The sequence below is a fragment of the Dactylosporangium aurantiacum genome, from assembly GCF_000716715.1.
Taxonomy (GTDB): domain Bacteria; phylum Actinomycetota; class Actinomycetes; order Mycobacteriales; family Micromonosporaceae; genus Dactylosporangium; species Dactylosporangium aurantiacum.
Genome location: NZ_JNYJ01000043.1, coordinates 99,063 through 112,761, shown reverse-complemented (window position 1 = coordinate 112,761; position 13,699 = coordinate 99,063). Strand labels below are relative to the sequence as shown.

The window sequence follows — 13,699 nt, the reverse complement described above, 5'->3', positions numbered from 1 at the left end:
CGGCCGGCAGGGTGTTCGCTGGTCGGGGTGTTCGCCGGGGTTGTGTTGGCGGTGGGTGCGGCGAAGGCGCTGGTCGTGATGCGTTCCGCTTCGATGGCGCCCGAGATGTCGAAAGCGCTGGCCATGGTCGGCCGGCTGTTGCTCGTCGTGCCGACGTGTCGGCGGTCCTGCGCTCGCTGCGGCTACTCCTGGCCGTCGACGGCAGCGTTTCCGCCGCGTGTGCCGCGCTGGTGCGTGCGGCTGGGCCGGTGATGCATTTCGTCGTTCATGTGAGCGAACGCGGCGGCCTCGGCGGCGGTGGCCACCATGGGTGCTGGTCAGGGTGTTTGGCGGTCGGGGTGTTCGCCGGGGTTGTGTTGGCGGTGGGTGCGGCGAAGGCGCTGGTCGTGATGCGTTCCGCTTCGATGACGCCCGAGATGTCGAAAGCGCTGGCCATGGTCGGCCGGCTGCTGCTCGTCGTGCCGGCTGTCACTGCGCCCCTGTGTCTGCTGCTGGTTGGTGCGGCCGCCGCCTCCGCTGCTGGTCGCTGCGCCGGCTGCTGGTCGTGCGGTCCGGGAACGTCGGCTGCTGTGTGGGGCCGGAGGAACGAGCCCGCGGCGGCCACCCCGTTGTGCTGCTAACAGGCTTGGATGCCGATGGTCCGCCGCCGGACGGCCCTTTCCCGGCCGCGGTGATGCGCTTCTGATCCACCGCCACGGCCGTCGCAGCAGCGAACACTGCGCACCTGATCACTTGGCCGGGTCGCCGTCCGAGCATGAGACCCGGGTGCCAGCCTGCCCCTCGTGGGGGAACCGATCCGGGCGTGCGGTAGGCCGCGGCGGCCGGACGGCCGGGGTGGTCGTTCCGTCGCCGGACGCCGCCCGAAACCATCAAGCGCCGCCGAGCATGGCACTCATCGCCGTGCGATTTGTCCGCTACGGAGCGCTTTGCAGGAGCGCCCGCAACCCCGTTCACCTGCGAAAATGAGGAAACGTTCGAAAGTGGGCGAACTTCCGTTGGATTCAGCAAAAGTTTGGTAACGGGAGATAGAAGACCTAGACGTGGGGCGGTGAAGGGCCTAAAGTCTCGACGCAACACGGGTGTAACGCACGGCACACGACCCGGCAACCAGCACCTCAGCGGAGGTGTGGTGGTGTAGCCGCGTGTCGCGGACGCCTGCCTGCGACCAGATGAGGAGGTGCCATTGTGAACACGGTCAGTGCGGTGGACGGTCCTGTTCAGTCGCGCCTGCTCCGCTTGTTGCGGGACACCGGTGCGTTGTCGCGTGCGGAGCTGGCGGACCGCCTGGAGGTGCCGCGGCCGCGGCTGCTCGCGGACCTGGACGCGCTCGTCGCGACCGGGCTGATCCGTGAGGCCGGGCCCGCGGCGAGCCGGGGCGGTCGGCGCTCGACGCTGGTGGAGCTCAACCCGGACCTGCGGTTCGCCGCGGTGGACCTGGGGGCCAGCTCGATCGACGTGGAGATCACCGACGGGCGGCTGGAGCCGGTCACGGCGTACGGCGAGCCCGCCGACATCAGGTCGGGGCCGAAGGTGATACTGCAGCGGGTCAACGAGATCCTGCACAAGTTCCGTGCGGAGGGCTCGTTCGAGCGGTTGCACGCCATCGGTATCGGCGTGCCCGGGCCGGTCAGCTTCCGTGACGGGGTGCCGGTCTCGCCGCCCATCATGCCGGGCTGGGACAGGTTCCCGGTGCGGGAGGTGCTGGGGCGCGAGTTCAACTGCCCGGTCGTCGTCGACAACGACGTGAACATCATGAGCATCGGCGAGCGCTACGGCGGCGTCGCGCACTCGGTGGACAACCTGCTGTTCCTCAAGGTGGGCACGGGCATCGGGTGCGGCATCTACCTCAACGGCGAGGTCTACCGGGGCACCGACGGGTGCGCCGGCGACATCGGGCACATCCAGGTCGACAGCCACGGGCCGGTGTGCTCGTGCGGCAACGTCGGCTGCCTTGAGGCCCTGTTCGGCGGCGGTGCACTGGCCCGTGACGCGACGGCGGCGGCGCGCAGTGGCGCCTCGCCGGCCCTCGCGGAGCGGCTCAACGCCAACGGCGTCGTGACGGCCAAGGACGTCGCCGACGGCGCGGCCGAGGGTGACGTCACGTGCATCCGTCTCATCCGTGACGGTGGGCGCCGGGTGGGTGGGGTGCTGGCCGGGCTGGTCAGCTTCATCAACCCGTCGATGATCGTGATCGGCGGCGGTCTCGCCGGCCTCGGTCACATCCTGCTGGCGGAGATCCGCAGCGTCGTCTACCGGCGTTCGCTGCCCCTCGCGACCGGCAATCTGCCGGTCGTCCTGTCCGAGCTCGGCCCCCGCGCCGGCGTTGTTGGCGCCGCGGTGCTGGCCAGCGAACTCGCATATGGACGGCCATCATGACAAATACGGACGACATCGTCCTCAAACTTACCGATGTGGTGAAGACCTTCCCCGGTGTCCGCGCGCTCGACGGCGTGCAGCTGGAGGTGCGGGCCGGGGAGGTGCACTGCCTGCTCGGGCAGAACGGTGCCGGCAAGTCGACGCTGATCAAGGTGCTCTCCGGCGCGCACACCCCCGACTCGGGCGAGATCCTGTGGCAGGGCCAGCCGGCCGCGTTCAACAGCCCGCAGACGGCCATGAAGGCCGGCATCGCTACGATCTACCAGGAGCTCGACCTCGTCGACGGGCTCAGCGTCGCGGAGAACATCTACCTCGGTCACGAGCCGCACAGCGCCGGGTTCGTCGCCCGGCGCACCATGCGCCGCGGCGCGGCGGAGATCCTCGCGCGGCTCGGCCACGCGGAGATCCCCGTGGGCCGCGAGGTCGGCAAGCTGCCGGCGGCGGCGAAGCAGATCGTCAGCATGGGCCGGGCACTGTCGCGCGAGGCGCGGCTGCTCATCATGGACGAGCCGAGCGCCGTGCTCGCCCATGACGAGGTGCAGAATTTGTTCCGCATGGTCCGCGCGTTGACCGCGCAGGGCATCGCGGTCATCTACATCTCCCACCGCATGGAGGAGATCCGCGAGATCGGCGACCGCGTGACGGTGCTCAAGGACGGCCGCACCACCGCGGCCAACCTCGACGCGAAGACCACGCCGACCCGCGAGCTGGTGAGCCGGATGACCGGCCGCACCATCGAGTACGTCTTCCCCGAGAAGCCCGCGGCGCGGGAGTACGGCGAGAAGCTCCTGGAGGTCGAAGGGCTCTCGCTGGACGGCCGGTTCAGCGACATCTCGCTGACCGTGCGCGCCGGGGAGATCGTCGGCATCACCGGCCTGGTCGGCTCCGGCCGGTCCGAGGTGCTCGAGACGGTCTTCGGCGCCCGCCGGGCGACCGCCGGCACGGTGGCGGTCGGCGGCCGGACCCTGCGCCGGGGCAGCGTCAACGCGGCGGTGAAGGCCGGCATCGGCATGGCCCCCGAGGAGCGCAAGAGCCAGGCCCTGCTGCTCGGCGAGCCGATCTACCGCAACGTCACCCTGGCCGGCTTCACCCGCTTCGCGCGGGTCGGCTTCACCGACTCGGGACGCGAGCGCGCCGAGGCCGAGAAGATCACCCAAGGCCTCGACCTGCGCCCGAACGACGTCCGGCGCCCGGTGCGCACCCTGTCCGGCGGCAATCAGCAGAAGGTCGTCGTCGGCCGCTGGCTGCTGGGCGGCACCCGCCTCCTGCTGCTCGACGAGCCCACCCGGGGCGTCGACGTGGGTGCCCGTGCCGAGCTGTACCAGGTGATCCGCAGACTCGCCGACGAGGGTGTCGGTGTGCTGCTCGTGTCCAGCGAGGTGCCCGAGGTGCTGGGCCTGTCCGACCGCGTGCTCGTCATGCGTGAGGGACGGCTCGTCCGCGAGGCGCCCGCCGACGAACTCGACGAAGACACCGTGCTCGACCTGGTGATGGCCGGCTCGCTGCTGGACGGAGCCGACCTGGCGAGCACCGCCCCTGAAGGGACCGCAGCATGAGCACCGCGACCACACCGTCCGCCGATCCGGTGGAGCTGAGCAAGGGCACGGCGAGCCCAGCCGCCGGGCAGAGCTGGTGGCAGCGGGACGGCGCCGACTCCGCCAAGCGCAACCTCGCCCTCATCGGGGTGCTGGTCCTGCTGCTGATCATCGGTGCCATCACCCGCTCCGACATCTTCCTCGACCTCGACCGCCTCTGGTCCAACGAGCTGACCGTGCTGACCCAGGCGTCCAGCATCGGCGTGATCGTGGTCGGCATGACGTTCGTGATGATCAGCGGCGGCATCGACCTGTCGGTCGGCGCGCTGCTCGCCCTGGCCAGCGTCTGGTGCACCACCGTCGCGACCCAGGACATGGGCCCCGCGGCGATGGTCTTCACCGCGCTCGCCGTCGGTGCGGTCGCCGGTCTCGTCAACGGCGGGCTCATCGCCTACGGCAAGCTGGTGCCGTTCATCGCCACCCTCGCGATGATGCTGTCGGCCCGAGGGCTGGCGCAGAACATCTCCGGGTCGCACACGCAGATCACGTCGGACCCCTTCATCAAGAGCCTCGCCGGTGACCGGCTGCTCGGGGTGCCGTACATGGTCATCATCTTCCTGGCGGTCGTCGTGATCGGCTGGGTCCTGCTCAACCGCACCACCTTCGGCCGGCGCACCATCGCGATCGGCGGCAACGCCGAGGCCGCCCGCCTCGCCGGCATCAACGTCCGGCTGCAGACCATGCTGCTGTACGTGCTGTCCGGGGTCTGCTGCGGCATCGCCGCGCTGATGATCGTGTCCCAGACGACGTCGGGCAGCAACACGCACGGCGACCTGTACGAGCTCAACGCCATCGCCGCCGCGATCATCGGCGGGACCGCCCTCACCGGCGGCCGCGGCACCATCGTCGGCTCGCTGCTCGGCGTGCTGATCTTCACCCAGATCACGAACCTCTTCATCGTCAACAACCTGCAGCTGGACGTCCAGCGGATCATCAACGGCGGCATCATCGTCGTCGCGGTTCTCATCCAGCAGTTCCGGGTCGGGTCGTTCTTCAGGACCCGGCTCAACAGATAGGCACCAGAGCCCCAACCACATAGGGCAGCTCACCGCCGACACCACGCCGCCGTCCAGCTGCGACGGCAGTGCTGATCAACACGCCCAAAAACGCACCGAACCAGTACACACACCCCCAATCCCACAGACGACCAGGAGGTCGTGATGAGCGCATCCTCGGGTGACATGTCCCGCCGCAAGCTTCTCCTCGGCGGGGCGGCGCTCGGCGCCGGCGCACTGCTCGCCGGTTGCACGTCCAACGACACCAAGGACTCCGACACCGGCACCAACACCAAGGTCAACGCGGCCACCGAGGCGCCCGGCAAGGCCGTCACCATCGGCTTCTCCGCGCCGGCCGCCGACCACGGCTGGATCGGTGCCATCACCGCCAACGCCAAGGCGCAGGCCGCCAAGTTCTCCGACGTGACCCTGAAGGTCGTCGACGCCGGTAAGGACGCCCCGGCGCAGATCGCCGCGCTGGACACCCTGATCGGCTCGAAGCCCGACGCGATCGTGCTGCTGCCGCAGGACGGTGCCCAGCTCACGGAGATCGGCCGCAAGGCCACCGCGGCCGGCATCATCGTCATCAACCTCGACCGTGAGTTCTCCGACCCGGCCGCGTCGTTCTCGCTGATCAAGGGCGACAACTACGGCATGGGCATCGCCGCCGGTCACTTCATCGGCGAGAAGCTCAAGGGCAAGACCGACGCGGTCATCGGCGAGATCCCCGGCATCGACGAGCTCCAGCTGACCAAGGACCGGTCGAAGGGCTTCGCCGACGCGCTCAAGACCTACGGCCTGACCGTCAAGCACCGCGTGGCGGCCGGCTTCACGGTCGAGTCGGGCCAGAAGGCCGCGGCGAACCTGCTGCAGGCCGCGCCGAAGCTCGACGCCGTGTGGAACCACGACGACGACCAGGGCGTCGGTGTCCTCGCCGCGATCCAGCAGGCGAACCGCAAGGAGTTCTTCATGGTCGGCGGCGCCGGCTCCCGCGACGCGATGGACCACATCAAGGCGGGCGACACGGTGCTGACCGCGACGGTCACGTACCCGCCGTCGATGGCCTCCTCGGCGATCATCCTGGCCCGCCTCGCCGCCCAGGGCAAGGGCATGGGCGACCTGGTCGAGCTGCAGGTGCCGAAGCTGATCGTCCTGCAGTCCGAGACGATCACCAAGGACAACGTCGACAAGTACCTGCCGCTCGGCTTCAAGTCCTAGCAGGTCGTCAGGTAGAGCCAACCACCAGAAAGGAACCGCCAAGTGTCCACTCAGGGCAGCAGCGGGGAGCTGCGCGTCGGCATGGTCGGCTACGCGTTCATGGGCGCCGCGCACTCACAGGCGTGGCGCACCGTGAACCGGGTCTTCGACCTGCCGGCGCGGGCGACCATGGTCGCCGTCTGCGGCCGCGATGGGGCGAAGGTGGCGGAAGCCGCGAGCCGGCTCGGGTGGGCCGAAGCGGTGACCGACTGGCGCGAGCTGATCGCCCGGGACGACATCGACGTCATCGACGTCTGTACCCCGGGCGACAGCCACGCCGAGATCGCCATCGCCGCGCTGGAAGCGGGCAAGCACGTGCTGTGCGAGAAGCCGCTCGCCAACACGGTCGAGGAGGCCCGCGCGATGGTCGCGGCGGCGGTGAAGGCCCGGGCGCTCGGCGTCCGGTCCGCCTGCGGGTTCAACTACCGCCGGGTCCCCGCCGTCTCGCTGATGCGCAACCTCATCGCCGACGGCCGGCTCGGCGCGATCCGGCACGTCAGAGCCGTCTACCTGCAGGACTGGATCACCGATCCGAACTTCCCGCTCGTCTGGCGGCTCCAGAAGGACAAGGCCGGCTCGGGCGCGCTCGGCGACATCGGCGCGCACATCATCGACCTGACCCAGTTCGTCACCGGCCAGCAGATCACCGGCGTCACCGGCATCACCGAGACGTTCATCAAGGAACGCCCGCTGCCGGAGGCGTCCAGCGGCCTGAGCGCCAGCGCGGGCGTCGCGACGGGTGAGGTCACCGTGGACGACGCGGCGGTCTTCGTCGCCCGCCTGTCCGGCGGCGGCCTGGCCACCTACGAGGCGACCCGCTTCGCGACCGGCCGCAAGAACGGTCTCAAGGTCGAGATCAACGGCGAGCTCGGCTCGCTGGTGTTCGACCTGGAGCGGCTCAACGAGCTGGAGTACTACGACGCCACGAGGCCCACGGCCGAGCAGGGCTTCAGCCGCATCCTGGTGACGGAGGGGGAGCACCCCTACGTCTCGGCCTGGTGGCCGCCGGGCCACATCATCGGGTACGAGCACTCCTTCACGCACGAGATGCGGGACTTCATCGAGGCGGTCGCCACCGGGACCGACCCGACGCCCTCGTTCGAGGACGCGCTGCAGGTCCAGCTCGTGCTGGAGGCCGTGGAGAAGTCCGACGCGTCCTGGGTCAGCGTGCTGGCATGAGCGAGCCGCAGCGCAGCGGAGGACTCGCTCATCATGGGCTCAGTGCTGGTTCAGGCCGGCGCTGGAGCGCAGCGGAGGCGACGGAATGAACGATCCCTACGCCCCCACTCCCGCCGACCGGTTCTCCTTCGGGCTCTGGACCGTGGGCTGGCAGGCCCAGGACGTCTTCGGTTCGGCGTCCCGCGCGGCGCTCGACCCTGTCGAGTCCGTGCATCGGCTGGCGGAGCTGGGGGCGTACGGGGTGAGCTTCCACGACGACGACCTGATCCCGTTCGGCAGCGACGAGACCGCCCGCGACAAGCTGGTCGGCCGCTTCCGGGAAGCCCTGGACACCAGCGGCCTGGTGGTGTCGATGGCCACCACCAACCTGTTCGGCCACCCGATCTTCAAGGACGGCGCGTTCACCGCCAACGACCGCGCCGTGCGCCGCTTCGCGCTGCAGAAGGTGCTGCGCAACATCGACCTGGCCGCCGAGCTCGGCGCGCCGACCTACGTGCTGTGGGGCGGCCGCGAGGGCGCCGAGTCCGGTGCCGGCAAGCAGATGCGGGCCGCGCTGGACCGGTACCGCGAGGCGATCAACGCCCTGTGCGCGTACATCCGGGAGCGCGGGTACGACATCCGCCTCGCCATCGAACCCAAGCCCAACGAGCCGCGCGGCGACATCCTGCTGCCGACGATCGGCCACGCCCTCGCACTGATCTCGACCCTGGATGAGCCGTCGCGGGTGGGGCTCAACCCGGAGGTCGGGCACGAGGAGATGGCCGGGCTCAACTTCGCCCACGGCATCGCCCAGGCGCTGTGGCACGGCAAGCTGTTCCACGTCGACCTCAACGGCCAGCACGGTCCGCGCTTCGACCAGGACCTGCGCTTCGGCGCGGGCAACCTGCGCGGCGCGTTCTGGACCGTCGACGTGCTGGAGAACAGCTCCGGCTACCCCACGGCGTACGCGGGACCCCGCCACTTCGACTACAAGCCACCACGTACCGAGGACGCCGCGGGGGTGTGGGTCACCGCCGCGGCGTGCATGCGCAACTACCTGATCCTGAAGGACAAGGTCCGGGCGTTCCGCGACGATCCGGAGGTCTCCGCGGCCCTCGCGGCGGCCCGTGTCGACGAGCTGTCGGTGCCGACGCTGATGCCGGGGGAGGCCCTGGCGTCGCTGCGCGCCGAGGAGATCGACGTCGACGCGGTGGCCGCCCGCGGGATGGCCTTCGAGCGCCTCGACCAGCTCGCCATGGAACACCTGCTCGGGATCAGGGGATAACAGCTTTTCCTCGCCGGCGGCGAGGGCCCGGCCGCGGTTGCGCCCCGCGGCCGGGGTGGCCGGCGAGGAAGGGTCCGTCAGGCCGGCGCGGCACGCGACATGTGTGCCGCGCCGGCGGACGGGCACAACTGAAGCACCACCATGACGGCGCGACGGCGCGCGCTCACGCCCATCGTGAAGGAACTGTCATGACCAGACGCTCAGTCCGGAACTGGTTCGCCGCCGCTACGGCGGGCCTGCTCGCCGCGGCGACACTCACCCCGGCGCCCGCCAGCGCCGCCGACGCCCCGTACAAGGTCCTCGTCTTCTCCAAGACCGCCGGTTTCCGCCACTCGTCGATCGCCACCGGCATCGCCGCCGTCCAGTCGCTCGGCACCGCCAACAACTTCACCGTCACCGCCACCGAGGACGCCACCGCGTTCACCACCGCCAACCTGGCCCAGTACCAGACGGTGGTGTTCATGTCGACGACCGGCGACGTGCTCAACGACGCCCAGCAGACCGCCTTCGAGTCCTACATCCGCGGCGGCGGCGGGTTCGTCGGCGTGCACGCGGCGGCCGACACCGAGTACGGCTGGCCGTTCTACGGCACGCTCGTCGGCGCCTGGTTCGCCTCGCACCCGGCGATCCAGCAGGCGGTCGTCAACGTCGAGGACCGCACCCACCCGGCCACGGCCCACCTCGGCGCCACCTGGACCCGCACCGACGAGTGGTACAACTACCAGACCAACCCGCGGGCCACGGCACACGTCCTGGCCTCGCTCAACGAGTCGTCGTACTCGGGTGGCTCGATGAGCGGCGACCACCCGATCACCTGGTGCAAGACCATCGACAGCGGCCGGTCGTTCTACACCGGCTTCGGCCACACCGAGGAGAGCTACGCCGACGCGAACTTCCGCAACCTGCTGCTGGGCGCGCTGCGGTACACGGCCAAGCGCGTCGACGGCGACTGCGCCGCCCCCGTCGCCCCGTCCGGCAGCGTCTACCAGGGCGAGGCGTGGTCGGCCACCGGCGGCGTCCAGGTCGCGAACCACGCCACGGCCGTCGGCGGCAAGACCGCCGGGTACATTGACAACAATGACTGGATTTCGTTCACCGGCGTGAACCTCTCCACCGTCACCGGCGCCGTCGCCCGGACCTCCTCCGCCGGCGCGGGCGGCACCATCGAGCTGCGCGCCGGCAGCACCACCGGCACCCTGCTCGGCAGCGTCGCGGTCAGCAGCACCGGCAGCTGGGACACCTTCCGCGACGGGTTCACCCCGCTGGCCACCAGCACCAGCACCACGCTGTACCTGGTGTTCAAGGGCACCGGCACCTCACTGTTCGACCTCGACCAGCTCACCCTGACCCGCGCCGCCACCACCCGCCAGGGTGAGGCGTGGTCGTCCACCAGCGGCCTGCAGGTCGCCGCGCACAGCACCGCCACCGGCGGCCAGACCGCCGGGTACATCGACAACAACGACTGGGCCGCCTACTCGGGCCTGACCCTCGGCACCGCCGCCGGGGTGCGGGTCAAGTGGTCCTCGGCCGGTGCCGGCGGCACCATCGAGTTCCGGGCCGGCTCGGCCACCGGCGCGCTGCTCGGCAGCCTCGCGGTCGCCAACACCGGCAGCTGGGACACGTTCCGCACGGCGTCGGTGCCGCTGACGACGAACGCCTCGACCACGCTGTACCTGGTGTTCCGCGGTGGCAGCGGATCCCTCTTCGACGTCGACGAGTTCACGCTGTACAACACCTGAACCGCAGCCGCGGGAACGCCACCCGCGGCTGGACAGACGGGTGGCGGGGTCGCGACGCCGACCGGCCCCGCCGTCCGGGCCCCGTCCGCTCGGAAGCACCACAGCACCTGCACAACGTCCCGGGTGGTGACGCCGACTCCCCCCGTGACCGAGCGGGTGCGATCCGGGCGGACGGGTCGCCTGCTTTTTGCGGCTTGTACCGGCTGAGGCTCGTTCCTAAAATGGGCTCAGCACCTGATCGGCCCTTGGACAGGTGCGGGTGGGAGGCGCAACCCACCCGCGCCGTTTTTCGTGTCCTCGTGCCGTCGGTCTTGTTCGCAGGTCTCCCTCGCGCCTGAACCCACAGTGCTCAATCACCGCCGTAGCACCGGAGGAACAGCATGGCGCGTCCAATCACGCTCTTCACCGGCCAGTGGGCCGACCTGCCGTTCGAGGAGGTCTGCCGCCTGGCATCGGAATGGGGCTACGACGGCCTCGAGATCGCCTGCTGGGGCGACCACTTCGAGGTCGACAAGGCAGTCTCCGACGACTCCTACGTGGACCGGAAGCTGGAGACCCTGGCCAAGCACAACCTGAAGGTCTTCGCGATCTCCAACCACCTCGTCGGCCAGGCCGTCTGCGACCACCCGATCGACCAGCGCCACCAGGGCATCCTGCCCGCCCGCATCTGGGGCGACGGCGCACCCGAGGGCGTCCGCCAGCGGGCCGCCGACGAGATCAAGGACACCGCGCGGGCCGCCCGCAAGCTCGGCGTCGACACCGTCATCGGCTTCACCGGCTCGTCCATCTGGCACACGCTGGCCATGTTCCCGCCGGTACCGCCGCAGATGATCGAGGACGGCTACCAGGACTTCGCCGACCGGTGGAACCCGATCCTCGACGTCTTCGACGAGGTCGGCGTCCGCTTCGCGCACGAGGTGCACCCCAGCGAGATCGCGTACGACTACTGGACCACCAAGCGCACCCTCGAGGCGATCGGCAACCGGCCCGCGTTCGGCCTCAACTGGGACCCGTCGCACTTCGTGTGGCAGGAGCTCGACCCGGTGAACTTCATCTTCGACTTCGCCGACCGCATCTACCACGTCGACTGCAAGGACGCGAAGGTCCGCACCGGCGACGGCCGCCGCGGCCGGCTCGCCTCCCACCTGCCGTGGGCCGACATGCGCCGCGGCTGGGACTTCGTCTCCACCGGCCACGGCGACGTGCCGTGGGAGGACTGCTTCCGGGCGCTCAACGCGATCGGGTACAACGGACCGATCTCCATCGAGTGGGAGGACGCCGGCATGGACCGCCTCGTCGGCGCCCCCGAGGCGCTGGCGTTCGTGCGGCGGCTGGCGTTCGACGCGCCGGCGGCCGCCTTCGACGCCGCGTTCTCCTCGTCGTCCTGAGATCTTTTGAACGCTGAAAGGCCGGCCCGGTGTCCCGGGCCGGCCTTTCAACGGTGTTTTCAGGCGCCGTCAGAAGCTGGTGCCTCCGCTGGGCGTCGTCTTCGACGACGACCCGGTCGTCGCCAGCATGTCCCGCTCGATCGCGGGCGTGGTGGTGGTGGTCTCCGACGACCCCATCAGCCGCTGGCCGAGATCGCTCTCAGCGAACCGGCTGTTGGCCAGCTTGTCGGTCACCTTGGTCTTACCCTCGCTGTAGAGCCGCGTCGCCTGCTCCTGGACGACCCCGGCGGCTTCCTGCACCGTCGGGCTCTCCTTGATCTTCAGAGCAGTCGCCTTGAGCTCTTCGTACTTCTCCCGACCAGCCCGGGCGCCGAGCACGAAGCCCGCGGCCAGGCCGCCGAGGAACAGTAGCTTGCCGCGCATAGCGACGAACCTCCTTCTGAGCGGCGCCCGGTCATCGTTGCGTCTTAGCGCCGTCCTGTCCTGTGGGTTACCCGTCCATCCTCGTTCCGACACATCGATCGCGTCCCCGTTTGCCGAGATCTGGCACACGATGGGATGGCCGCGCGCCGCGCCGGGCACAACCCGCTGGCGCGCCACCCGGGGGTGTGCTGTACTCTTTCCCGGTCGCCCTGATTCACCGGGTTCGCCCGGGGGGTGCTGCAATCCCGCGTAGCTCAATTGGCAGAGCAGCCGGCTGTTAACCGGCAGGTTATAGGTTCGAGTCCTATCGCGGGAGCTCCAAACGGCCCCTTACCGGGGCCATTTTAGCGCCCGGACCCCTTTCCGGGCGGCGTCCCGGTTGCGCAGGTCGGTAAGCTTGCGACGCTCGGGGCGGTAGCTCAGCGGGTTAGAGCAGGGGACTCATAATCCCTCGGTCGCGGGTTCGAGTCCCGCCCGCCCCACCGACCTGGGTGGACCCTGCTCGCCGGACCTTCGGTCCGGCTCGCCACGGGTCGGTGGGATTCCCCGCGCACGGCTTCGCCGTGCTCCCCGGTGGGGGAGCCCCGCTCCACCCACACCCCCTCAAGACCGTCTCGGGGTGCTCTTGTCGCGTCGGGTGCTGGGCGTGTCGGTGGTGAGCGGTTGCCCCTCGACTTGGACCGACCGGTTCGCGTCGTGCATCGCGCGCTCCACCGACCTGGGTGGACCCTGTTCGCCGGACCTTCGGTTCGGCTCGCCACGGGTCGGTGGGATTCCCCGCGCACGGCTTCGCCGTGCTCCCCGGTGGGGGAGCTTCGCTCCACCCACACCCCCCGTCTCGGGGTGCTCTCGTCGCACCACCCCCACCCCCTCAACCCCATTGCGGGTTGGGCTTGTTGTCCTCGGCTGGTCCCGCTGAGGGCGGTGACCCTATCTGACACTTTGCTGAGGTGGGCGATGCCTCGTAGAGGTACCACGTAGCACCACCGTGTGGCGCCTGTGCCAGCTCCAGCATCGGCGGTTGGCGTCGGTCAAGATTCGTCCACTAGATCAACCTCGACGTCGGGAGCGGCACCGTTCTCGTCGTCGAGGAAGTCGAGTGAATCGGTCGGTCGGACGGTGGTGGCGAGTCGCTCAGCGCAGGCCCGCAGGAAGGCGACGGTGTCGGCCACCACCTGGGCCGCAGGACGTCGGCTGAGCGGGTGGACGCTCGAACTGGCGCGACCAGGTTGCGGGTGGCCTTGACCACGCCCATCCGCCGCACCGCGTTGGCGGCGCTGAGCCGCACCGCCGGCAGGCCCGCCGCGTGGTCGGCGGGCAGCCCGACCTTCAGCCCGCGCGGCCCGCGACGCTTCACCGCCGATGGTGTCGCGTGCCGCGTGGGGGAGCCGGCGACGTACCACGTCGATGACGTGGCTGACCTGCCGGCCGGGTGACTCTCCGGGCCGTCGCGGCGGCTCCACGACCGCCGGGTCGGCGCCCC

General features: G+C 70.1%; 12 protein-coding genes and 2 tRNA genes. 12 read left to right on the top strand and 2 right to left on the bottom strand.

The features are described 5' to 3' along the window. Positions 1-155: 155 nt before the first annotated feature. The 9 genes from OP18_RS38150 (at position 156) to OP18_RS38110 (ending at position 11,793) form a co-directional block, all read left to right on the top strand. Positions 156-620, top strand: coding sequence for a hypothetical protein (locus OP18_RS38150; RefSeq protein WP_033364027.1), 465 nt, complete (start codon positions 156-158; stop codon positions 618-620). Between the two features lie 637 nt (positions 621-1,257). Continuing rightward, positions 1,258-2,376 carry an ROK family protein gene (locus OP18_RS38145; protein WP_389249047.1) on the top strand — a complete coding sequence of 373 codons (1,119 nt, stop codon included), beginning with the start codon at positions 1,258-1,260 and terminating at the stop codon, positions 2,374-2,376. Next, entirely contained in the window at positions 2,373-3,932 is a 1,560-nt protein-coding gene (locus OP18_RS38140) for a sugar ABC transporter ATP-binding protein (RefSeq protein WP_052387945.1), read from the top strand. The genes OP18_RS38145 and OP18_RS38140 overlap by 4 nt, the downstream gene beginning before the upstream one ends. Further along, positions 3,929-4,987: an ABC transporter permease gene (locus tag OP18_RS38135; RefSeq protein WP_033364026.1), complete on the top strand. Its 1,059-nt coding sequence runs from the start codon at positions 3,929-3,931 to the stop codon at positions 4,985-4,987. Before OP18_RS38140 ends, OP18_RS38135 begins: the two co-directional genes overlap by 4 nt. A 144-nt stretch (positions 4,988-5,131) precedes the next feature. Next, positions 5,132-6,184: a substrate-binding domain-containing protein gene (locus tag OP18_RS38130; protein WP_033364025.1), complete on the top strand. Its 1,053-nt coding sequence runs from the start codon at positions 5,132-5,134 to the stop codon at positions 6,182-6,184. An 81-nt stretch (positions 6,185-6,265) separates the two neighbouring features. Further along, positions 6,266-7,402: a Gfo/Idh/MocA family protein gene (locus tag OP18_RS38125; protein WP_033364145.1), complete on the top strand. Its 1,137-nt coding sequence runs from the start codon at positions 6,266-6,268 to the stop codon at positions 7,400-7,402. An 85-nt stretch (positions 7,403-7,487) separates the two neighbouring features. Further along, a complete protein-coding gene (xylA, locus tag OP18_RS38120) occupies positions 7,488-8,666 on the top strand; it encodes a xylose isomerase (RefSeq protein WP_033364024.1) in 1,179 nt (392 codons plus the stop codon). A gap of 188 nt (positions 8,667-8,854) precedes the next feature. Continuing rightward, a complete protein-coding gene (locus tag OP18_RS38115) occupies positions 8,855-10,405 on the top strand; it encodes a ThuA domain-containing protein (RefSeq protein WP_033364023.1) in 1,551 nt (516 codons plus the stop codon). 380 nt (positions 10,406-10,785) lie between these two features. Next, the gene (locus OP18_RS38110) at positions 10,786-11,793 is read left to right on the top strand and encodes a sugar phosphate isomerase/epimerase family protein (protein ID WP_033364022.1); all 1,008 of its coding nucleotides are present in this window, start codon (positions 10,786-10,788) and stop codon (positions 11,791-11,793) included. Between the two features lie 69 nt (positions 11,794-11,862). Here OP18_RS38110 and OP18_RS38105 read toward each other — a convergent pair whose 3' ends face one another. Beyond that, positions 11,863-12,216: a hypothetical protein gene (locus OP18_RS38105; protein ID WP_033364021.1), complete on the bottom strand. Its 354-nt coding sequence runs from the start codon at positions 12,214-12,216 to the stop codon at positions 11,863-11,865. A gap of 243 nt (positions 12,217-12,459) precedes the next feature. On the opposite strand from OP18_RS38105, the gene OP18_RS38100 reads away from it, so the two are divergent. Together OP18_RS38100 and OP18_RS38095 are read left to right on the top strand one after the other, a co-directional pair. Beyond that, positions 12,460-12,532, top strand: a tRNA-Asn gene (locus OP18_RS38100). Positions 12,533-12,624: 92 nt separating this feature from the next. After that, positions 12,625-12,698, top strand: a tRNA-Ile gene (locus tag OP18_RS38095). A gap of 549 nt (positions 12,699-13,247) precedes the next feature. On the opposite strand, the gene OP18_RS57990 is transcribed toward OP18_RS38095, so the two are convergent. Next, positions 13,248-13,388, bottom strand: coding sequence for a hypothetical protein (locus OP18_RS57990; RefSeq protein WP_156090084.1), 141 nt, complete (start codon positions 13,386-13,388; stop codon positions 13,248-13,250). Between the two features lie 69 nt (positions 13,389-13,457). Between OP18_RS57990 and OP18_RS38090 the strand changes: the two genes are divergently transcribed. Next, positions 13,458-13,652, top strand: coding sequence for a hypothetical protein (locus OP18_RS38090; RefSeq protein WP_156090083.1), 195 nt, complete (start codon positions 13,458-13,460; stop codon positions 13,650-13,652). Positions 13,653-13,699 lie beyond the last annotated feature (47 nt).

What these genes read in the sequence shown, in the direction of transcription:
- OP18_RS38140 (WP_052387945.1), top strand. Translation starts at nt 2,373, where the DNA reads ATGACAAATACGGACGACATCGTCCTCAAACTTACCGATGTGGTGAAG.
- OP18_RS38135 (WP_033364026.1), top strand. Translation starts at nt 3,929, where the DNA reads ATGAGCACCGCGACCACACCGTCCGCCGATCCGGTGGAGCTGAGCAAG.
- OP18_RS38130 (WP_033364025.1), top strand. Translation starts at nt 5,132, where the DNA reads ATGAGCGCATCCTCGGGTGACATGTCCCGCCGCAAGCTTCTCCTCGGC.
- OP18_RS38125 (WP_033364145.1), top strand. Translation starts at nt 6,266, where the DNA reads ATGGTCGGCTACGCGTTCATGGGCGCCGCGCACTCACAGGCGTGGCGC.
- xylA (WP_033364024.1), top strand. Translation starts at nt 7,488, where the DNA reads ATGAACGATCCCTACGCCCCCACTCCCGCCGACCGGTTCTCCTTCGGG.
- OP18_RS38115 (WP_033364023.1), top strand. Translation starts at nt 8,855, where the DNA reads ATGACCAGACGCTCAGTCCGGAACTGGTTCGCCGCCGCTACGGCGGGC.
- OP18_RS38110 (WP_033364022.1), top strand. Translation starts at nt 10,786, where the DNA reads ATGGCGCGTCCAATCACGCTCTTCACCGGCCAGTGGGCCGACCTGCCG.
- OP18_RS38105 (WP_033364021.1), bottom strand. Translation starts at nt 12,216, where the DNA reads ATGCGCGGCAAGCTACTGTTCCTCGGCGGCCTGGCCGCGGGCTTCGTG.